Origin of the sequence: Microbacterium sp. CFBP 8801 (genome assembly GCF_014839455.1) — a bacterium.
Taxonomy (GTDB): domain Bacteria; phylum Actinomycetota; class Actinomycetes; order Actinomycetales; family Microbacteriaceae; genus Microbacterium.
The window spans coordinates 145,075-163,624 of sequence record NZ_JACYNU010000007.1; the positions used below are offsets into that span (position 1 = coordinate 145,075).

General features: G+C 71.5%; 21 protein-coding genes. 8 read left to right on the forward strand and 13 right to left on the reverse strand.

Annotation, left to right across the window (positions count from 1 at the left end; translation table 11 throughout):
- Positions 1-91: 91 nt before the first annotated feature.
- Positions 92-799: a hypothetical protein gene (locus IFR11_RS10470; protein WP_070409033.1), complete on the forward strand. Its 708-nt coding sequence runs from the start codon at positions 92-94 to the stop codon at positions 797-799.
- Positions 800-815: 16 nt separating this feature from the next.
- Positions 816-1,196, forward strand: coding sequence for a VOC family protein (locus IFR11_RS10475; protein WP_055934881.1), 381 nt, complete (start codon positions 816-818; stop codon positions 1,194-1,196).
- A gap of 87 nt (positions 1,197-1,283) precedes the next feature.
- Here the strand turns inward: IFR11_RS10475 and IFR11_RS10480 are convergent, their stop codons facing one another.
- The 4 genes from IFR11_RS10480 to IFR11_RS10495 form a co-directional block, all read right to left on the reverse strand.
- Positions 1,284-2,402: an ABC transporter permease gene (locus tag IFR11_RS10480; RefSeq protein WP_191916114.1), complete on the reverse strand. Its 1,119-nt coding sequence runs from the start codon at positions 2,400-2,402 to the stop codon at positions 1,284-1,286.
- Complete coding sequence (locus IFR11_RS10485) at positions 2,399-3,283, reverse strand: ATP-binding cassette domain-containing protein (protein WP_191916115.1); 885 nt, start codon at positions 3,281-3,283, stop codon at positions 2,399-2,401. Before IFR11_RS10485 ends, IFR11_RS10480 begins: the two co-directional genes overlap by 4 nt.
- Positions 3,284-3,394: 111 nt before the next feature.
- On the reverse strand, positions 3,395-4,066 hold the full coding sequence (locus IFR11_RS10490) for a response regulator (protein ID WP_055832722.1): 672 nt from the start codon (positions 4,064-4,066) through the stop codon (positions 3,395-3,397).
- Positions 4,059-5,318, reverse strand: a complete 1,260-nt coding sequence (locus IFR11_RS10495) for a sensor histidine kinase (protein WP_055832723.1) — start codon at positions 5,316-5,318, stop codon at positions 4,059-4,061. The genes IFR11_RS10490 and IFR11_RS10495 overlap by 8 nt, the downstream gene beginning before the upstream one ends.
- A 143-nt stretch (positions 5,319-5,461) precedes the next feature.
- On the opposite strand from IFR11_RS10495, the gene IFR11_RS10500 reads away from it, so the two are divergent.
- Positions 5,462-6,034 (forward strand): NADPH-dependent FMN reductase, encoded by a 573-nt coding sequence (locus IFR11_RS10500; protein WP_055832724.1) that lies wholly within the window; start codon positions 5,462-5,464, stop codon positions 6,032-6,034.
- A 172-nt stretch (positions 6,035-6,206) separates the two neighbouring features.
- On the opposite strand, the gene IFR11_RS10505 is transcribed toward IFR11_RS10500, so the two are convergent.
- Both IFR11_RS10505 and IFR11_RS10510 read right to left on the reverse strand, forming a co-directional pair.
- Positions 6,207-6,632: a YciI family protein gene (locus IFR11_RS10505; protein ID WP_191916116.1), complete on the reverse strand. Its 426-nt coding sequence runs from the start codon at positions 6,630-6,632 to the stop codon at positions 6,207-6,209.
- Between the two features lie 253 nt (positions 6,633-6,885).
- Positions 6,886-7,731: an exodeoxyribonuclease III gene (locus tag IFR11_RS10510; RefSeq protein ID WP_055934866.1), complete on the reverse strand. Its 846-nt coding sequence runs from the start codon at positions 7,729-7,731 to the stop codon at positions 6,886-6,888.
- Between the two features lie 117 nt (positions 7,732-7,848).
- On the opposite strand from IFR11_RS10510, the gene pyrE reads away from it, so the two are divergent.
- Positions 7,849-8,427, forward strand: a complete 579-nt coding sequence (gene pyrE / locus IFR11_RS10515; protein WP_055832727.1) for an orotate phosphoribosyltransferase — start codon at positions 7,849-7,851, stop codon at positions 8,425-8,427.
- A gap of 153 nt (positions 8,428-8,580) precedes the next feature.
- On the opposite strand, the gene IFR11_RS10520 is transcribed toward pyrE, so the two are convergent.
- The 3 genes from IFR11_RS10520 to IFR11_RS10530 form a co-directional block, all read right to left on the reverse strand.
- Positions 8,581-8,730: a hypothetical protein gene (locus IFR11_RS10520; RefSeq protein WP_156458661.1), complete on the reverse strand. Its 150-nt coding sequence runs from the start codon at positions 8,728-8,730 to the stop codon at positions 8,581-8,583.
- Between the two features lie 25 nt (positions 8,731-8,755).
- A complete protein-coding gene (locus IFR11_RS10525) occupies positions 8,756-9,586 on the reverse strand; it encodes an HAD-IIA family hydrolase (protein ID WP_191916117.1) in 831 nt (276 codons plus the stop codon).
- 92 nt (positions 9,587-9,678) lie between these two features.
- Positions 9,679-9,849: a CsbD family protein gene (locus IFR11_RS10530; RefSeq protein ID WP_055832729.1), complete on the reverse strand. Its 171-nt coding sequence runs from the start codon at positions 9,847-9,849 to the stop codon at positions 9,679-9,681.
- Between the two features lie 192 nt (positions 9,850-10,041).
- Between IFR11_RS10530 and IFR11_RS10535 the strand changes: the two genes are divergently transcribed.
- Together IFR11_RS10535 and IFR11_RS10540 are read left to right on the forward strand one after the other, a co-directional pair.
- Positions 10,042-10,989 carry an SDR family NAD(P)-dependent oxidoreductase gene (locus tag IFR11_RS10535; RefSeq protein ID WP_055832730.1) on the forward strand — a complete coding sequence of 316 codons (948 nt, stop codon included), beginning with the start codon at positions 10,042-10,044 and terminating at the stop codon, positions 10,987-10,989.
- A 42-nt stretch (positions 10,990-11,031) separates the two neighbouring features.
- A complete protein-coding gene (locus IFR11_RS10540) occupies positions 11,032-13,467 on the forward strand; it encodes an HAD-IC family P-type ATPase (protein ID WP_191916118.1) in 2,436 nt (811 codons plus the stop codon).
- A 9-nt stretch (positions 13,468-13,476) separates the two neighbouring features.
- Here IFR11_RS10540 and IFR11_RS10545 read toward each other — a convergent pair whose 3' ends face one another.
- The 3 genes from IFR11_RS10545 to IFR11_RS10555 form a co-directional block, all read right to left on the reverse strand.
- Entirely contained in the window at positions 13,477-13,908 is a 432-nt protein-coding gene (locus tag IFR11_RS10545) for a hypothetical protein (protein WP_191916119.1), read from the reverse strand.
- 68 nt (positions 13,909-13,976) lie between these two features.
- The gene (locus IFR11_RS10550) at positions 13,977-14,612 is read right to left on the reverse strand and encodes an iron dependent repressor, metal binding and dimerization domain protein (protein ID WP_191916120.1); all 636 of its coding nucleotides are present in this window, start codon (positions 14,610-14,612) and stop codon (positions 13,977-13,979) included.
- 9 nt (positions 14,613-14,621) lie between these two features.
- Positions 14,622-15,899: an Nramp family divalent metal transporter gene (locus IFR11_RS10555; RefSeq protein ID WP_191916121.1), complete on the reverse strand. Its 1,278-nt coding sequence runs from the start codon at positions 15,897-15,899 to the stop codon at positions 14,622-14,624.
- Positions 15,900-15,976: 77 nt separating this feature from the next.
- On the opposite strand from IFR11_RS10555, the gene IFR11_RS10560 reads away from it, so the two are divergent.
- Positions 15,977-16,639, forward strand: coding sequence for an RNA methyltransferase (locus tag IFR11_RS10560; RefSeq protein ID WP_191916122.1), 663 nt, complete (start codon positions 15,977-15,979; stop codon positions 16,637-16,639).
- A 20-nt stretch (positions 16,640-16,659) separates the two neighbouring features.
- Positions 16,660-17,100: a RidA family protein gene (locus IFR11_RS10565; RefSeq protein ID WP_191916123.1), complete on the forward strand. Its 441-nt coding sequence runs from the start codon at positions 16,660-16,662 to the stop codon at positions 17,098-17,100.
- A gap of 74 nt (positions 17,101-17,174) precedes the next feature.
- Here IFR11_RS10565 and IFR11_RS10570 read toward each other — a convergent pair whose 3' ends face one another.
- Positions 17,175-18,503 (reverse strand): MATE family efflux transporter, encoded by a 1,329-nt coding sequence (locus IFR11_RS10570; protein ID WP_191916124.1) that lies wholly within the window; start codon positions 18,501-18,503, stop codon positions 17,175-17,177.
- Between the last annotated feature and the right edge of the window lie 47 nt (positions 18,504-18,550).

Below are 18,550 nucleotides of genomic sequence, written 5' to 3' on the forward strand. Positions count from 1 at the left end.
TGCACGGCGCGCGCCTGACGTCGCGGAGGCCCCGATGGTCTCGACCCGGCTTCCCGCCCCCGCCGCCCCGGCGCGGCTCTAGAGTCAACGCATGGACGACGACGTCGAGCTGCGGCACCTGCGCGAGCGGGTCTACGGTGCCGACGGCGCCGCCGCGACGCCGGCGATGATCGAGCGCCTCGGCGAGCTCGAAGAGCGGGTACGCCGCACCGGGAGCGGCGAGCCCGAGCGTGCGCCCCGGCGCGACCCCGACGCGTCGGACGACCCGACCCCGGATGCCGCGCCCGAGGGCGCCGAGCCCGCGGACGCCGATGCCCGCTTACCGCGCCCCGCCCTGCGGTGGGCGCTCGCCGCGGTCGGCGCCCTCGCCCTGCTCGGCGTCGGCGCCGCGATCGGCGCGGGGCTGTCGGCCGTGCCCTCGACCGCCGCGACCCCGGACCCCGCGGCGGCGAGCCTGCCCGAGCTGACGTTCCCGCAGACGGTCGAAGACGTGATCTCGGCCGACATCCTGCGCGACAGCGGCATCGACCCCGCCAGCACGCGCTACATCGCGACGGTGAGCGACTTCCGCATCTACCTCGCGCAACCCGACGACGGCGACGGGCGCTGCATCGCGACCTTCACCTCGACGGACAACAGTCCGTGGTCGGCGGGGTGCGCGAGCGGCGCGCAGACGGGGGCCGCGGTCTTCGGCGTCGACGAGAAACTCACCGTCGCGATCGGGGAGCCGGTGCGGTCGGTGATCGACGGCATCCCGATCCGCCTGTCCGACAGCGTCACGGCCTTCGTGGCGCGCTGAACGAAGGAGCACGATCATGTTCGATCCCGCCGGTGCCTTCTCGGGTTTCGCCGTCGACGACCTCGACGCGGCCCGCCGGTTCTACGCCGACACCCTCGGCCTGACGGTGGAGGTGTTCGAGGACACGGGCTTCCTCTCGCTCCAGCTCGGATCGGGCGGGAGCGTGCTCGTCTACGGCAAACCCCATCACGAGCCCGCCACGTTCACGGTGCTGAACTTCCCCGTCGCCGACGTCGAGGCCGCCGTCGACGACCTGCGTTCCCGCGGCGTCGACACCAAGATCTACCCCGACGCCGATATCCCCACCGATGAGCGCGGCATCATGCGCGCGGGCGGTCCGCTCATCGCCTGGTTCCGCGACCCGGCGGGCAACGTGCTCGCCGTGCTCGAGGAGTGACGGCGCCGAGACCGGGTGGTGCGGCGCGAAGAGGGGGATGGATGCCGAACCCCTGGCATCCATCCCCCTCCGACGTGAGCCGCTCGATCAGCCCTTCAGCGCCTCCGCCAGCTTGACGCGTGCGCCCATGCGCAGCAGCGAGTTGCGGTAGATGCGCGAGCCGACGCCGATGGCCGCGATGCACGAGACGAGCAGGATGAGCAGCGAGAGCACGGGCTCCCACCACTGTGCGTCGCCGAGGTACATGCGCAGCGGCATCCCCACCGGTGCTGAGAACGGCACGTACGACATGACCGTCAGCACGACCGGGTTGTCGTTGAAGAAGATCACCAGGAAGTACGGCGCCATGATCAGCATGGTGATGGGGGTGGTCGTGGCGCCGATGTCCTCCTGGCGCGAGACCATCGCGGCCGCCGCGGCGAACAGCGCCGCCAGCAGCACGAACCCGAAGAGGAAGAAGATCGCGAACCAGGCGATCGGTGCCCCGAGGGCGCTCAGCACCCCGGCCTGATCCGTGACGGCGAGACCGATGACGGCCACGGCCGCCAGCAGCACGATCTGCGCCATCGCGAGCACCGTGTTGCCCAGCACCTTGCCGGCGAGCAGGGTGCGCACGGGGATCGCCGAGATGAGGATCTCGACCACGCGCGTCTGCTTCTCTTCCACCACGCTCTGCGCGATCGTGCCGCCGAAGGTCGAGGCGGCGATGAGGAACACCAGGCCGAAGCCGAGGGCGATGAGGTAGCGCAGCGCGCTCGCCGCTCCCGCACCCGGTTCGAGCTCCTGCACGGGCGGGGTCTCGCTCAGCATCTGCAGCAAGGTCGAGGGCACGCTGTCCTTCACCACGACGGTGTAGTCGAACGCGGCATCCGACGAGCCCGAGACCAGGGCGGCATCCACCGTCCCGTCCTCGACGAGGGCGGTCGCGGCACCGTCGTCGGCGGCGACGGTGACCTCGAGCCCGTCGAGGCTCGACACGGCGCTCTGCGTCTGGGCGGTGACGGCGACGGGGATGCCGCTGCCGCTGGCGTTGCTGGCGGCGAACCCGCCCCAGATCACCGAGGCGAGGGCCGCGACGACGAGGATGGCGGTCGAGATGACGAAGGACTTGCTGCGCAGCTTCGACCCGATCTCGCGCTCGGCGACGAGCCAGACGCTCTGCAGCTCGCTGGGAGCGTGACGGGGAGTGGGCGACGAGGTGCTCACTGGATGACCTCCTTGAAGATCTCGGCGAGGGTGGGACGCTGGGGCGCGAAGCTGACGACGTCGCCCCGCGACACCGCGCCCCGCAGCACGCGTTGAGCGGCGCTGTCGTCGTCGGCGTCGAACAGGGCGTAGCCGCCGTCGAAATCGAGCACCGTGATGCCGGGCTCGTCGCGCAGCCAGCCGGCGTCGCCGCGCGACACCAGCTCGTACCGGTGGGTGGCGTGCTGGGCGCGCAGTTCGTCGCGCGTGCCCGCCGCGCGGATCGTGCCGCCGGCGATGATGACGAGGTCGTCGCAGAGGCGCTCGACGACATCGAGCTGGTGCGACGAGAAGAGCACCGCGGCGCCCGCCGCCGCCTTCTCCTGCAGCACGCCGGCGACCACGTCGACAGCCAGCGGGTCGAGGCCCGAGAACGGCTCGTCGAGGATGAGCACGTCGGGCTCGTGCACGAGCGAGGCGGCGATCTGCGCGCGCTGCTGGTTGCCGAGCGACAGGGTCTCGACGAGATCGCCGAGGCGCTCGCCGAGTCCGAGCCGCTCGAGCAGGGCGGTGGCCTTCTCGTTCGCCTCGGCCTTGCCGAAGCCGTGTAGGCGAGCGAGGTACGCGATGTGCTCGGCGACCTTCATCTTCGGGTAGAGCCCGCGCTCCTCGGGCATGTACCCGAAGCCGCGCCGGTCGGCGGTGGTCAGGGGCGCGCCGTTCAGCGCCACCGTGCCGCCGTCCTTCGCCAGCACACCCAGGGCGATGCGCATGGTGGTCGTCTTGCCGGCGCCGTTGCCGCCGACGAATCCCGTGAGTCGCCCGGGGGATACCCCGAAGCTCACGTCGTCGAGCACACGGCGGTCGCCGTACCTCTTGGTGATGCCGTCCAGCTCGAGCACGGTGCGTCCCTTCTTCTCGGTGCGTCCCACGCTACGGAGGGCGGGTGTCCGGCGCCTCCGCCCTGGGGAGGGTCGGGCGGCTCCCCCTCGCGGGGGACCGGTGGGGGCAGCTCAGGCCAGGCCGTGCCGATGCGCCAGCACCACGGCCTGCACGCGGTCGCGCGCGCCGAGCTTCTGCAGCACGTTCGACACGTGCGTCTTCACCGTCGCTTCGCCGATGAACAGGCGGGCGGCGATCTCGGCGTTGCTCAGGGCCTCGGCGACCAGCCGCAGCACCTCCGACTCCCGCTCCGTGAGGGACTCGGCGAGAGCGGGCGGGGGGACCGGAAGAGGGGATGCCGCCGGCTCGGGCGCACCGGTGGCGAAGCGTTCGATGACCCGACGGGTGACTTCGGGGGCGAGCAGGGCGTCGCCGGCACCCACGATCCGCACGGCCGCGACGAGCTCCTCGGGACCGGCGTTCTTCAGCAGGAACCCGCTGGCGCCGGCGGCGAGGGCGGCGAAGAGGTAGTCGTCGCGGTCGAAGGTCGTCACGATGAGGATCGCGGCGTCGGAGCCGGGGTCGGCGGTGAGTCGGCGTGTGGCGTCGAGGCCGTCCATGTCGGGCATCTGCACGTCCATGCAGATCACGTCGGGACGCAGCGCGCGCGCCGCGGCGAGGGCCTCGACCCCCGACGCCGCCTCGCCGACGACGGTGATGTCGTCTTCGAGCGACAGGATGGTGCGGAAGCCCGCGCGCATCATCGCGTGGTCGTCGACCAGCAGCACCCTCAGCTCAGACATGCGCCACCTCGGCGTCCACGACCGGGACGCGCACGCGCACGAGGTACCCGCCGCGCGAGCGCGGGCCGATGTCGATCGTTCCGCCCGAGACGGCCGCGCGCTCGCGCATGCCGAGCTGGCCGAGCCCCGACGCCGCCGACCCGGCGCGCCCCGTGTTCGCGACCTCGAGCTCGATGGCATCCGGATCGAATCGCAGGCGCACGTCGGCGGTGGCACGGGGGCCGGCGTGCCGACGTGCGTTCGTGAGGGCCTCCTGGGCGATGCGGTACAGGTTGACCTGCACCAGAGGCGCCGGATCGCGCGTGGGCTTCCCGATGATCGTGAGGGTGGTGGGCAGTCCGGCGGCGGAGGCCTCGTCGACCAGCGCCGAGATCGACGTCAATCCGTGCGTGGTCGGCGCGGTGTCGGGGGCCGCCTCGCTGCCGGGGGTGCGGAGGGTCTCGAGCAGCTGACGCAGCTCGTGCAGCGACGTGCGCGCCGACACCTCGATGCCCGCCAGCACCTCGCGCGTCTTGTCGGGGTCTCGGGCGAGCAGTGACCGGGCGACGCCCGCCTGCACCCCCATGAGCGACACGTGGTGCGCGACGACGTCGTGCAGTTCGCGCGCGATGCGCACGCGGTCGAGGGCGACGGCCTGCGCCGCCGTGACCTCGCGCTCGGCCTCGAGTTCGGCCGTACGCTCCTCGAGCGCGGCGCGCTGACGCATCTGCTGGAACGTGCGGTTGCCGAAGTAGTAGGCGCCGCCGAAGTAGAGGGCGTTCACGCCGATCATCAGCAGCTGGTAGGCCACGAAGGGCGAGAAGGCTCCGGCGCGCGAGAACGCGCCCTCGACGGCCGGATCGACGGGCTGCGTGGCGTCTTGGAACATGACCACGAACAGCCACGCGAACATGCCGACGATGATCGCGACCCGCACGATCGTGGCGCGGCGACGGTGGGGCTCCCAGGCGCCCACGGTGTACAGCGCGATGAACATCGCGATGTTGCCGGCGTACAGCTCGGGAATGCGGAACGTCACGGCGAAGAAGTACGCGACCGAGACGACGACCGCCGCCACCGACGGCCAGCGTCGGCGGAACGCCAGCGGGATCGCGAGCACGGCGACGTACCCGAGGGCGATCGCGAGCGAGCCCTGCTGGTCGCCGTAGATGCCCGAGACCGACGACAGCACCGCGCTGAGCAGCCCGCCGAGCAGCAGCACGACCGCGAGCACGATGTCGTTGCGCTGCTGGGTGCGGGTGAGCCGGGGCATCCCTCCACGGTAGGGGTGAGCCGCGGCACACGCATCCCCCGCGCGACGGAGCACGCGACCCGGGGAATACCGGGGCGTTTACGATCCTTGCACGTGAATGAACCTGGGCGTTCGGCGCCCCCGTCATCCCAGAGAGGATCACCGTGACCGAGTACACGATCGGCTACATCGTCGGAAGCATCTCCAGCACCTCGATCAACCGCCGTCTCGCGAAGGCGCTCGAGAAGGTCGCCCCCGCGGGCGTGACCCTGAAGGAGATCCCGATCAAGGACCTCCCCTTCTACTCGCCCGACTACGACGGCAACTTCCCCGAGGTGGCGACGGAGTTCAAGAAGTCCATCGAAGACGCAGACGGCATGTTCATCGTCACCCCCGAGTACAGCCGCTCCATCCCCGGCGTGCTCAAGAACGCCCTCGACTGGTCGGCCCGCCCCTACGGCGAGGCGTCGTTCAACGACAAGCCGACCGCCGTCATCGGCACCTCGCAGGGCGGCGTCGCAACCGCCGCGGGCCAGCAGCACCTGCGCTCCGTGCTCCTGCACTACAACGCCCTCGTCCTGGGGCAGCCCGAGGGCTACATCCAGTCGACCCCCGGCCTCTTCGAGGACGACGGTACGGTGACCGACGAGGGCACGGCCGCGTTCCTCCGATCGATCATCGAGGCGCTCGTGACGCTCATCGAGCGCACCGCGCCCGCCGAGGTCCCCGCGGCCTGACGATCGGGCATCACGGCGGGGTCGGGGTTCGCTCCGGCCCCGCCGTCGTTCCGGCGCGGGGCGGTCAGGGGTGTGGGGCGCGTTCTGTGCACTGGGGCGGACGATGCACGCCCCGATGCACAGAAGGCGCCCCGAACGACGCGACGCGAGACGTCGGTGTTCACCGCGGTGGTCAGCGCGAGGACTGGTCTTCGCGCCAGCCCTCCTCTTTCTGGATGTACTCGTTGTCGGCGAACGCCGCGAAGTCGGTCTCGTCGGTCACGCGACGCACCTCGAGCTTGTTGCCGGCGATGAGCGGTGCGCGCCGGGCCCACTCGACGGCCTCGTCGCGCGTCGACACCTCGATGATCCAGAAGCCGTTGAACAGCTCGTGCGTCTCGCCGTACGGGCCGTCGGTGACGACCGGCTCCTCGCCGCCGAACTCGACGACGAAGTTGGCGCTCATGTCCTCGGCCAGACCGTCGCCGGCGACGAGCACGCCCGCGGTGATCATGGACTCGTTGTACGCGCCCATCTCGTTGATGACCTGCTCGAAGGGGATCTCTTTGTACGCCGCGTACGCCTCGTCGGTGCCGCGCATGATCAGCATGAACTTCATCGTGGACTCTTCTCGTGGGTGCTCTCGCGAGCGATCTGAGGGGGAGCGAATGCCTTCCCCTACTATCGCGTCGAACGGCGCCGGGCGGAATCGTCAGGGGCCGAGAGAATTTCCGGATGCCGCGGACGTGGTGCGGCGCGGAATCGCGGGAGTGCCCCGGAATCAGAGCCCGCGGCGGCACGGAGAAGATTCCGGTGCGCGCGTTCGATGCCGCGCCGCCGCCCGAGCGGTCGGGTGCCCGCTGAGCCGGCGCTCAGCCGAAGATCATCGGCAGGTCGTCGTCATCGTCGGCGCCCGAGAGGTCGAGATCGGCCACCACGGGAACATGATCGCTCGGAACCTCGCCCTTGCGTTCGTTGCGGTGGATCTCGGCGCCCTGCACGGCGTCGGCGAAGGCCCGCGAGCCGAGGATGAAGTCGATGCGGAGCCCCTCGTTGCGGGGGAAGCGCAGCTGCTTGTAGTCCCAATACGTGTAACCGGTGGGGAGGAGGGGCCGCACGACGTCGGTGAGTCCGGCCGTCTCGAAGGCGGAGAACGCCGCCCGCTCCGCGGGAGAGACGTGCGTGCTCGCGCCCTGCACGATCGTCGGGTCGCCGTTGTCGGCATCGGTGGGCGCGATGTTGAAGTCGCCCGTCAGCGCGAGGGGCAGGTCGGGGTCGCCCGCGAGGGTGTCGGCGGTGTACTGACGGAGCTTGTCGAGCCAGTCGAGCTTGTACGTGAAGTGCGGGTCGTCGAGCCCGCGCCCGTTGGGCACGTACAGGCTCCAGACGCGCACGCCGCCCACGGTCGCACCGATGGCCCGGGCTTCCTGGGGAAGATCGGGGCCCTCTTTGCCCTTCTCGAAACCGGGCATGCCGGGGAATCCGATCTCGACGTCCTCGAGGGGCTCGCGGCTGGCGATCGCGACGCCGTTCCACTGATTCAGGCCGTGCGCGGCGACGTGATACCCCGCCTCTTCGAACGCGGCGTAGGGGAACTGCTCGGTCTTGCACTTGATCTCCTGCATCGCCAGCACGTCGATGTGCTCGCGCACGCAGAACTCGACGGTGCGGGTGACGCGGGCGCGGATGGAGTTGACGTTCCAGGTGGCCAGGCGCATGGCATCCAGCCTACTTTCGTGCACCGACATCGATGAGCGTGCGACAGGTGCCACACGGTCACCCCGCGACGCCCCCGTGCCCGCCCGCCGTGTGCCCGCCCCTCTAGACTCGACGCCGTGACCACCGCCTCCACTCCCGAGCTCGAAGCCGACCGTCAGGCGCTCATCCGCCTCATCTCCGACGAGGCGGTGTTCCACGGCGACTTCACCCTCTCGAGCGGCAAGAAGGCGACGTACTACGTCGACATGCGAAAGCTCACCCTCGACCACCGTGCCGCCCCCGCGATCGGGCGTCTCGTGCTCGACCTCGTCAAAGACCTCGACGGCGTCGTCGCCGTCGGCGGGCTCACGCTCGGCGCCGACCCCATCGCCAACGCCGTCATGCACGAGTCGGTGCACGCCGGCCGTCCGCTCGACGCGTTCGTCGTGCGCAAAGAGGCGAAGGACCACGGCCGCGGTCGTCAGATCGAGGGGGCCGACATCGTCGGCAAGCGCGTCGTCGTCGTCGAAGACACCTCCACCACCGGTCAGTCGGCGCTCAAGGCCGTCGAGGCGCTGCGCCGCGAGGGTGCGGAGGTCGTGGCCGTCGCCGTGATCGTCGATCGCAAGACCGGCGCACAGGCCGCGATCGAGGCCGAGGGCCTGCAGTGGCTCGCCTCGGTCGACCTCGACGACCTGGGGCTCGCGCCGCAGTAGTCGGATCGCCGCGCCGCCCGTCCGCGCCCGTCACGAGAACGGGGCCCACGACGCGAACACGCCGCCGAGGCGTGAGTCGGTGGCGCCGCCTGTCTCCTGACGCGGTCCGACCCACGGATGCCGGGCACCCGGCGCGCCGCCTCGATCCCGCCCTCAGGGCGAGTCGTCTCCCGGCCCCGGCCCATCGAACGGATCGCGGCCCCCGCCGCCGCGGCGCGACCGTCTCCACTGCACCACGAACGCGACGAGCGTTCCCAGCGTGATGAAGAAGGCGACGATCAGCCAGAGCGTGCGGTCGTCCATGCGGTCGTCCTCTCGGTGGGGCGGCTCAGAGACCCGCTTCGAGGCCCTCTTCGCCGTCGGCGAGGTCGGTCTCGAGGGGCTCCTGGCGCACGAGTTCGGCGACGGAGCCGAGGATCTCGTCGGGGCGGAAGGGGTAGCGCTCGATCTCGCGCTGGTCGCTGATGCCGGTGAGCACGAGCACGGTGTGCAGGCCCGCCTCGATGCCGGCGACGATGTCGGTGTCCATGCGGTCGCCGATCATGCCGGTGTTCTCGCTGTGCGCGCCGATGCGGTTGAGCGCCGAGCGGAACATCATCGGGTTCGGCTTGCCCACGATGTAGGGCTCTTTGCCGGTCGCCTTGGTGATGAGGGCGGCGATGGCCCCCGTGGCGGGCAGGACGCCCTCGGTCGACGGGCCCGTGGCGTCGGGGTTCGTCGCGATGAAGCGGGCTCCGCCGCGGATGAAACGGATGGCCTTGGTGATGGCCTCGAACGAGTAGTTGCGCGTCTCACCGACCACGACGTAGTCGGGAGCGGTCTCGGTCATGATGAACCCGGCTTCGTGCAGGGCCGTCGTCAGACCCGCTTCGCCGATGACGAAGGCGGATCCACCGGGCATCTGCGACTTGAGGAAGTCGGCCGTCGCGAGCGCCGACGTCCAGATCGACGCCTCGGGCACGACCAGGCCGGAGGCCCGCAGCCGCGCGCTGAGGTCGCGCGGGGTGAAGATCGAGTTGTTGGTCAGCACGAGGAACGGGGTGCCCTCGGAGCGCCACTGCGCGAGCAACTCGGACGCTCCCGCGATCGGGGTGTTCTCGTGGACGAGAACGCCGTCCATGTCGGTGAGCCAGCACTCGATGTCGCCTCGGGTCCGCATGCGGCCAGCCTAGCCCCGGCCTCCGACACGCCGCCGGAACGAGCGCGGGCGGGCACGGCCGAAGCCGATGCCCGCCCGTCCGCGGTGGCGGATTACTTGAAGGTGTCCTTGACGTTCTCGCCGGCCTTCTTGGCATCCGCCTTCACCTGGTCGGCCTTGCCCTCGGCGGCCAGCTTGTCGTTGTCGGTCGCGTTGCCGATGGCTTCCTTCGCCTTGCCCACGATGTCCTGAGCGGCGTTCTTGATCTTGTCGTCGAGACCCATGGCCTGACTCCTTTACCTGTCGTGACGGCGTCGGCGGCGGGTGTTCGTCGCGACGGAGCGGGTGCGCTCGGGGATGAGACGGGACGACGGGACGATTCGTCACGCGATGTTCGGAAAATTTTCCCGCGTGCCGATATTCCTCGCACGGAATGCGCCCGTGACGGCGGCGCGCGATCTGGTTAGGGTCGAAGGGTGGCGCGCACCGAATGGGACCCCGAGAACCTCCCCGACCTCACGGGGCGCTCCTACCTGGTCACGGGAGCCACGCGCGGCCTCGGCTTCTTCTCGTGTGTGCAGCTCGCCGCCGCCGGAGCCCACGTGGTGCTGACCGGACGCAACCCCAACGCCTTGGCCGCGGCGAAGGCCGCCGTCACGCGCGGTGATCCGGATGCCGACATCGAGACGCTGCTGCTCGACACCAGCAACATGGGGTCGGTGCGGGCGGCGGCCGCCACCGCCCGCGCACGCGGCCGGCTCGACGGTCTGCTGCTGAACGCCGGCGTCGTGCACCCGCCCAAGACCCGAGAGATGGCCGGCGGGCACGAGCTCGTGTTCGCCACCAACGTTCTGGGGCACTTCGCCCTGGCGGGCGAGTTGCTCAAGCCCCTCGCCACGGCGCGGGGCCGCATGGTCTGGGTGGGGAGCATGTCGACCTCGCTGTGGAGGCACGTTCCCACCGACCCCGAGCTCACCGAGGGCTACACCCCGTGGCGCGCGTACGTGCAGTCGAAGGCGGCGACGACCGCCCTGGCGCTCGAGGCCGACCGGCGGCTGCGGGCCCACGACGTGCCCGTCGAGAGCCTCGTCGCGCACCCCGGTTACTCCACGAGCGGGCGCACCCGCGGCATCCGGGGCGTGAACGAGCCGACGCGGCTCGAGCGCTTCCTCGACAACCTGCAGGCGCCCATCACCCAGTCCAAGGAGCACGGCGCCTGGGCGCTGGTGCGGGCGCTCGTCGACCCGCACGCCGAGGGCGGGGCCATGTACGGGCCGGCACTCGTCGCGCGGGGTGCCCCGCGCCCGGCCACGCCCGCGCGACGCATCCGCGGGAGCGAACTCGGCGCCGAGCTGTGGCGCGCGTGCGAGACGGCGACGCACGTGCGCTGGCCGTTCGACCGCGCGCGGCGCGCGGCGTCGTGATCCGCCCCCGTCGATGTCGCCGGCGGGCCCTACAGTGATCGCATGGACCAGGCGATCGCCGACAGCATCGAGTTCGACGACGCCCGTGGCTTGAGCGCGGCCGAGGTGGGCGAACGGGTCGCCTCGGGGCAGACCAACGCGTTCACCGCCGACAGCAGCCGCAGCGCGTGGAACATCGTGCGGTCGAACGTCTTCACGCTCTTCAACGGGATCGTCGGCGCGTGCTTCCTCGTTCTGCTGCTGCTCGGCCGGTGGCAGGACGCCCTGTTCGGCGTGGCCGCGTTGTCGAACGCCGTGATCGGATGCGTGCAGGAGTTCCGCGCGAAGGCGGCGCTCGACCGGCTCGCGCTGCTCAACGCACCGCGCGCCCGGGTGCGCCGCGACGGGGTCGACGTCGAGATCGCCCCGTCCGAGGTCGTGCGCGATGATCTGCTCGTGCTGCGCGCCGGCGACCAGGTGTCGGCCGACGCCGTCGTCGTCGACTCGGGGGCGCTGCAGATCGACGAGTCGATGCTGACCGGCGAGTCGGATGCCGTCGACAAGAGGCCCGGCGACGAGTCGCTGTCGGGATCGATCGTCGTGGCGGGCGAGGGCACGGCCCGCGTCGTGCGCGTGGGCGCCGAGTCGTACGCGAACGCCTTCGCCACCGAGGCGAAACGCTTCCAGCTCGTCTCGAGCGAATTGCGCACCTCGATCGACCGCGTGCTGCGGTGGGTCGGCTGGGGCGTCGGTCCCATCGGACTGCTCGTGCTGAACGCCCAGATGATGGTCGCCGGCGGGTGGGTGCAGGCGTGGCAGCAGGGCACCTGGTCGCAGGCCGTCGTGAACACGATCGCCTCGCTCACCGCGATGATCCCGCTGGGGCTCGTGCTGATGACCTCGATCGCGTTCGCCGTCGGGGCGGCCCGGTTGGCGGGGCAGAAGGTGCTCGTCAACGAGCTGCCGGCGGTCGAGGGTCTCGCGCGCGTCGACGTCATCTGCCTCGACAAGACGGGCACGCTCACCGCGGGCGAGATCCGGTTCGACGCCGCGCTGCCGCTGGCCGAACGGGCGGGGTGGCAGCAGACCCTGGGGTGGTACGGGGCGGCGCCCGACGCCAACGCCACGGCGCAGTGCCTGCGCGAGCCGTTCCCCGCCGAGGCCCCGCTCGACGCCTCCCGGCGCATCCCGTTCTCGTCGGCACGCAAATGGAGCGCGGTGTCGTTCGCCGCGGGCCCGTCCGGCACCTGGGTGCTCGGTGCGCCCGAGATGGTCTTCGGCGACGTCGCGGGCGACGCCGGCACCGAGCTGGGTGCGGCGGTGACCCGCTTGGCGTCGTCGGGGCGCCGCACGCTCGTGCTCGCCCATACCGACGCACCGCTCGACGACGCCGATGTCGAAGCCGAACGTTTTCCCGCCGCGCCCGTGGCCGTCGCCGTACTCACGTTCGTCGAGGCGGTGCGCCCCGACGCCGCCGAGGCGCTGGCCTACTTCCGCGACCAGGGCGTGGGCGTGCGCGTGATCTCGGGCGACAATCCCCGCACCGTGGCCGCGATCGCGCGCGAGGTGGGGCTCGAGGTCGACGAGGGCTACGACGCCCGGCGCCTCCCCGATGACGACGTCGAGCTCGGCGAGATCCTCGAGCAGCACACGGTGTTCGGCCGGGTCACCCCCGATCAGAAGAGGCGCATGGTCACCGCCCTCCAGGCGCGCGGGCACGTCGTGGCCATGACGGGCGACGGGGTCAACGACGCACTCGCGATCAAGACGGCCGACATCGGCATCGCGATGAACTCGGGCGCGGCGGCCACCAAGGCGGTGGCGCGTCTCGTGCTGCTCGACGGTCGGTTCTCGCACCTGCCGTCGGTGGTCGCCGAGGGTCGTCAGGTGATCGCCAACATCGAGCGCGTGTCGATGCTCTTCCTCACCAAGACCGTCTACGCGACGGGTCTCGCCGTGCTGTTCGGGGCGCTGGTGATGGAGTTCCCCTTCCTCCCGCGGCAGTTGTCGATCACCGATGGCCTCACGATCGGCATCCCGGCGTTCTTCCTCGCCCTGCTCCCGAACACGCAGCGCTACGTGCCGGGCTTCCTGAAGAGGTCGCTGAGCTTCGCGATCCCGGCCGGGATCGTGATCGCCATCGCGCTCACCGTGTACACGCGGTTCGCGCTGGGCATGGGGCTGAGCGTCGAGCAGCTGCGCACCGGGGCGACGATCATCCTCGCCATCGTCGCGATCTGGGTGCTGACGGTGCTCTCGCGCCCCGTCACGCGGGTGAAGGTGCTCGTCATCGGGGCCATGTTCATCGCCCTCACGGCCATCTTCACGGTGCCGGCGCTGGGCGACTTCTTCCAGCTGCGCGACCCGGGCGAAGACGGAGCGGTACTGATCACGATGATCGTCGTGGTCGCGATCGCCGCGATCGAGGCGGTGCGCTTCGCCCATCGCCGGTTCGTGCGGCGTCTGCTGCGGGCCGATGTCGAGGGACCTCGGCGCTGACGCGACGGGTCAGATCATCGGCGTCGAGGCAGCAGACTCGGCGCCCGTGCGCGCGAAGTAGCGTCGGGCGTGCGGGGGGATCCACATCGCCGCGATGACCGTGAGCGCCGCGATCAGCGCCACGATGATCGTCGGGTCGAGCTCGGTCAACGCCAGCGCCGCGGCCTGCAGGACGACCAGGACCGTCAGGTAGGTGGTGAGCAGGGTGCGGGCGAGGCGACTGCCGCGCGCGAGCGCCGAGCCGCCGGCGACGGTGAGCAGGCCCAGCAGGATGGTCGCGGCACCCACGAGCGAGACGGGGAGCACGAGGTCGTCGGTCACGTCGTAGCGGGTGAGCAGCACGAAGATGCCCAGCGCCGTGTTGAGCAGCCCGCCCAGGTAGACCAGCACGATCGCGACCGTGACGGCGACGGGGCGACGCACCGTGGCGGGAGTGGTCATGGGGGCCTCACGATCGACGGCGGGGCAGGGTGCCGGTGGGGTCAGCGTAGCGACAGCGGGGGCGATCCTCAGCGCGTCAGCCAGACCGAGGTGCCCGCGTCGTCGGGAAGCGTCACGTCGACGCCGTCCACGCGCACCACGGCGTCGGAGACGACCTCGATCTCGTGCCCCACGTCGATGCCGCGCTCCACCAGCGCCCGCAGCAGCTCGGGGTCACGGTCGCTCACCCGCAGCACGCGCCCGGTGTGGCCCGTCGGCGCCTGGGCGAGCAGCACGAAGGCTTCGCGGTGCACCGTGCCGTCGGCATCCGGGATCGCATCGCCGTGCGGGTCGAAGCGCGGTCGCCCGAGCCGGGCGTCGATGCCCTCCAGCAGTCGGTCGCTGAGCGCGTGCTCGAGCACCTCGGCCTCGTCGTGCACTTCGTCCCAGGCGTAGTCGAACTCGCGCACGAGCCAGGTCTCGATCAGGCGGTGGCGCCGGATCACCCCGGCGGCGCGGCGGCCGCCCGCCGCGGTGAGCGAGACGGGACCGTACGGCCGGTGCGTCACCAGGCCCTGCGCGGCGAGCTTCTTCACCATCTCGGTCACGCTCGATGGGGCCAGGCCCAGCACGGCGGCGAGCTGCGAGGGCGTGATCGGGGAGTCCTGCCACTCGGTGTGGTGGTAGATCGCCTTGAGATAGTCGTCGGACACGGGCGATTCCACGTCGTCAGCCTATCCGCCGGCGAAGACCAGCCACAGGAGCACGGCGTTCAAAGTGACCAGGAACACCGATGCCAGCACCCCGGCGGCGGTGGTGAGTGGCCGGTTGCGGTGCGCGCCGAGCAGATCGCGCCGCGCGGTGAGGGCGACGAGGGGGATGAGCGCGAACGGGATGCCGAACGACAGCACGACCTGGCTGAGCACGAGCGCGAGCGTGGGGTCGACGCCGAGGGCCAGGATGACCAGTGCGGGGATGAGGGTGACGAGCCGCCGCACCAGCAGGGGGACGCGCACGCGCAGCAGGCCGTGCATGATCTCGGCGCCGGCGTACGCACCGACCGAGGTCGAGGCGAGCCCGCTCGCGAGCAGCCCGACGGCGAACATGGTCGCCACGACCGGGCCGAGTCCGTCGCGGAGAGCCGCGTAGGCGCCCTCGAGGCTGTCCGTGCCGTCGACGCCGGCGAGGTTCGCCGCGGCCAGCAGCAGGATCGCGAGGTTGACGGTTCCGGCGACCACGAGGGCGATGGTGACGTCCCAGCGGGTGGCGCGCAGCAGTCGGAGCGTCGAGATGCCGCGGGCCTGCTCGAGGTCGGCTGCCGCCGTCGGCGACCCGGGGGCGAAGCGGTCGCGGCTGAGCGCCGAGTGCGCGTAGATGGCGTGCGGCATGATCGTCGCACCGAGGATCGACGCGGCCAGCAGCACCGAGTTCGTCCCCTCGAAACGCGGCACGAGCCCCTCGACCACGCCGGCGGGGTCGGGCGGCGCGAAGAACAGGCCGAAGGTGAATCCCGCCGCGATGATGAGCAGGAGCCCGATCAGCACGGTCTCGAACGCCCGCGCACCCCGCCGGGACTGCACGACGAGCAACAGCATCGACACGACGCCGGTGATCGCGCCGCCCCACACGAGCGGGATGCCGAACAGCAGGTTCAGGGCCACGGCGCCGCCGATGACCTCGGCGATGTCGGTGGCCATGGCGACGAGCTCGGCCTGTACCCAGTAGAGGCGTCGGGCCCAGGGCCGCTGGATGCGGCGTCCGAGCACCTGGGGCAGGCTCTCGCCGGTGACGATGCCGAGCTTGGCCGAGAGGTACTGGATGAGCCACGCCATGACGTTGCCCAGCACGACCACCCACACCAGCAGGTAGCCGAAGGTCGCGCCGGCGGTCATGTTGCTGGCGACGTTGCCGGGGTCAAGGTAGGCGACCCCCGCGACCATCGCCGGTCCGAGCAGCCACAGCCCACGCCCGGGGGTGTGGCGTCGGTCGGCGACCAGGTCATTTTTCGGCATGCCGAAACCCTATCGATATTTCGGGCGCCCGAAAAGCGGGGGAGTGGCCGCGGATGCGGCCCGGGTAGCCTGAACCGGTGACGGATGCCGCTGACCCCGCGCCCGAGCCCCGGGTCGCGCCAGAACCCGACGGGGGCGCCGCCGCCCCGACCCACGGCGTCGGACCCTGGCCCGGGGAATGGCCCGACGACCCGCGGTACGACCCCGATCTCCTCGCCCACGGCGACACGCGCAACGTCGTCGACGGATACCGCTACTGGTCGATGGAGGCCATCGTCGTCGACCTCGACGCGCAGCGGCATCCCTTCCACGTCGCGATCGAGAACTGGCAGCACGACCTCAACATCGGATCGATCGTCCGCAGCGCCAACGCCTTCCTGGCCGCCGAGGTGCACATCGTCGGCAAGCGCCGGTGGAACCGCCGCGGCGCGATGGTGACCGACCGCTATCAGCACGTGCGTCACCACGAGGACGTCGCGGCGTTCACCGCCTGGGCGCGCGAGGCGGGTCTGCCCGTGATCGCCGTCGACAACGTCGAGGGATCGGTGCCGGTCGACCGGGCCGACCTGCCCGAGCGCTGCGTGCTGCTGTTCGGCCAGGAGGGCCCGGGTCTGTCGCCCGAGGCGATCGAGGCCGCGACCGGCGTGGTCGAGATCACGCAGTACGGCTCGACGCGGTCGATCAACGCCGCGTCGGCGGCCGCCGTGATCATGTACGAATGGTGCCGTCGCTGGGCGTGAGCCCGTGCGAGGGTGGAGGGATGCCGCAAGCCGTCACCCTCATCCGTTCGGCCTCGCTGTCGAGCGTCGCCGAGTACGCCTACGCCGCGACAGCCCCCGCCGAGGCCCGATTGATCTTCCTCGCGGGCTCCTGCCCCCTGGACGCCGACGGCACGACCGTCGGGGTGGGTGACGTCGCGGCACAGGCCCGGAGGTGCGTCGAGAACCTCGTCACCGCGCTCGCCGACGCCGGGGCGCAGCTCACCGACGTCATCTCGACACGGGTGCTCGTGGCATCCACGCGTCAAGCCGACCTGGTCGCGGCGTGGGACGTCGTGCGCGCCGCGTTCGGCGACCACGACGTGCCGAGCACGTTGATGGGGGTCACGGTGCTGGGCTACGACAGCCAACTGGTCGAGATCGAAGCCGTCGCCGCGGTGCTCGACGAGGTCGCGGCCGAGGGCGTCGACGCCCGCGGCTGAGCCCCGACGCGGGTCGGGTGGCTGCCCTCACCGGCTCCGCGGCGAGGTCGGCCCGTGGGATCGAGGGGCGGGCGTCACCCGCCCGCCGTCATCCACCTCTGCCCGCGCACGCGGAGCCCCAGGGTGAGCGCGCGCGCGAGCATGTAGACGCCGAAGAACGACGCGGCCAGCCAGGCGAGCCCCGTGGCGCCGCCGCCGGCGAAGAGCGCCACGAGCACCAGCGCGGGCACGTACGGCACCAGGTTGAGCACGCCCGCGAGGGCGAGGTAGCGCGCGTCGCCCGCGCCGATCAGCACCCCGTCGAGCACGAACACGAAAGCGGCGAGCGGCTGCGCCAGGGCGAGCACGAGCAGCGCCGGCTGGATGAGGGCGGCGATCGCGGGATCGCCGGTGAACACGAGCCCCACCACGCCCGACGCGGCGGCCACGATCGCCCCCACGGCGAGGCCGAACCACACACCCCAGGCGCTCGTGCGCCGCAGCACCCGGCCGACGGTCGGGGAGTCACCGGCGCCCAGGGCGCTGCCGATCAGCGCCTGCGCGGCGATCGCGAGCGCGTCGAGGGCGAACGCCGCGGTCGAGAAGATGGTGAACGCGATCTGCCACCCCGCCAGCTCCGCCGAGCCGAGACCGGTCGCGACGGCCACGGTGGCGAGGAACGCCACGCGCAGGCTCACCGTGCGCAGGAACAGCCAGCCGCCCGAACGGGCCGTGCCGCTCAGCCCCGCGCGCTCGGGGCGGATGGACGCCGAATGCCGACGGGCCAATCGCCGCACGACCAGCACGTACGCGCCGACCATTCCCCATTGCGCCACGACCGTTCCGGCGGCGGATCCGGCGATCCCCCAGCCGAAGCCGTAGATGAAGACGGCGTTGAGCAGCGCGTTGGCGCCGAAGCCGAGACCGGCGATCCACAGCGGCGTCACGGTGTTCTGCATCCCGCGGAGCAACCCGGTCGCCGCGAACACGACCAGCATGGCGGGCAGGCCCCACATCGAGATCGACAGGTACGTGCGCGCGTTCTCGGCGACGTCGGGGGCGGCGCCGAACACGTCGACGATCGCGGGCGTCGCCAGCACGCCGACCGCCGCGAGCAGCGCGCCGAGACCCACGGCGAGCCACATGCCGTCGATGCCCACCGAGACCGCGCGACCGAACTCGCCCGCGCCGAAGCGGCGTGCCACGGCGGGGGTTGTCGAGTACGCGAGGAACACCATGAGTCCGACGACGGTGTGCAGCACCGCTCCCGCGATACCGAGACCGGCCAGGGGCGCCACGCCCAGGTGCCCGACCATCGCCGCGTCGACGATGAGGAACAGCGGCTCGGCGATGAGCGCGCCCAGCGCCGGAACGGCGAGCCTGAGGATCGCGCGGTTCAGCGTCTCGGGTGGGCGGGTGGTCACGCTCCGAGCCTAGGGCGGGGGTGCGACACCGCCCGGGAGCGTGCGGT

What these genes read in the sequence shown, in the direction of transcription:
- IFR11_RS10470 (WP_070409033.1), top strand. Translation starts at nt 92, where the DNA reads ATGGACGACGACGTCGAGCTGCGGCACCTGCGCGAGCGGGTCTACGGT.
- IFR11_RS10475 (WP_055934881.1), top strand. Translation starts at nt 816, where the DNA reads ATGTTCGATCCCGCCGGTGCCTTCTCGGGTTTCGCCGTCGACGACCTC.
- IFR11_RS10490 (WP_055832722.1), bottom strand. Translation starts at nt 4,066, where the DNA reads ATGTCTGAGCTGAGGGTGCTGCTGGTCGACGACCACGCGATGATGCGC.
- IFR11_RS10495 (WP_055832723.1), bottom strand. Translation starts at nt 5,318, where the DNA reads ATGCCCCGGCTCACCCGCACCCAGCAGCGCAACGACATCGTGCTCGCG.
- IFR11_RS10505 (WP_191916116.1), bottom strand. Translation starts at nt 6,632, where the DNA reads ATGAAGTTCATGCTGATCATGCGCGGCACCGACGAGGCGTACGCGGCG.
- IFR11_RS10510 (WP_055934866.1), bottom strand. Translation starts at nt 7,731, where the DNA reads ATGCGCCTGGCCACCTGGAACGTCAACTCCATCCGCGCCCGCGTCACC.
- IFR11_RS10520 (WP_156458661.1), bottom strand. Translation starts at nt 8,730, where the DNA reads ATGGACGACCGCACGCTCTGGCTGATCGTCGCCTTCTTCATCACGCTG.
- IFR11_RS10525 (WP_191916117.1), bottom strand. Translation starts at nt 9,586, where the DNA reads ATGCGGACCCGAGGCGACATCGAGTGCTGGCTCACCGACATGGACGGC.
- IFR11_RS10530 (WP_055832729.1), bottom strand. Translation starts at nt 9,849, where the DNA reads ATGGGTCTCGACGACAAGATCAAGAACGCCGCTCAGGACATCGTGGGC.
- IFR11_RS10540 (WP_191916118.1), top strand. Translation starts at nt 11,032, where the DNA reads ATGGACCAGGCGATCGCCGACAGCATCGAGTTCGACGACGCCCGTGGC.
- IFR11_RS10545 (WP_191916119.1), bottom strand. Translation starts at nt 13,908, where the DNA reads ATGACCACTCCCGCCACGGTGCGTCGCCCCGTCGCCGTCACGGTCGCG.
- IFR11_RS10555 (WP_191916121.1), bottom strand. Translation starts at nt 15,899, where the DNA reads ATGCCGAAAAATGACCTGGTCGCCGACCGACGCCACACCCCCGGGCGT.
- IFR11_RS10565 (WP_191916123.1), top strand. Translation starts at nt 16,660, where the DNA reads ATGCCGCAAGCCGTCACCCTCATCCGTTCGGCCTCGCTGTCGAGCGTC.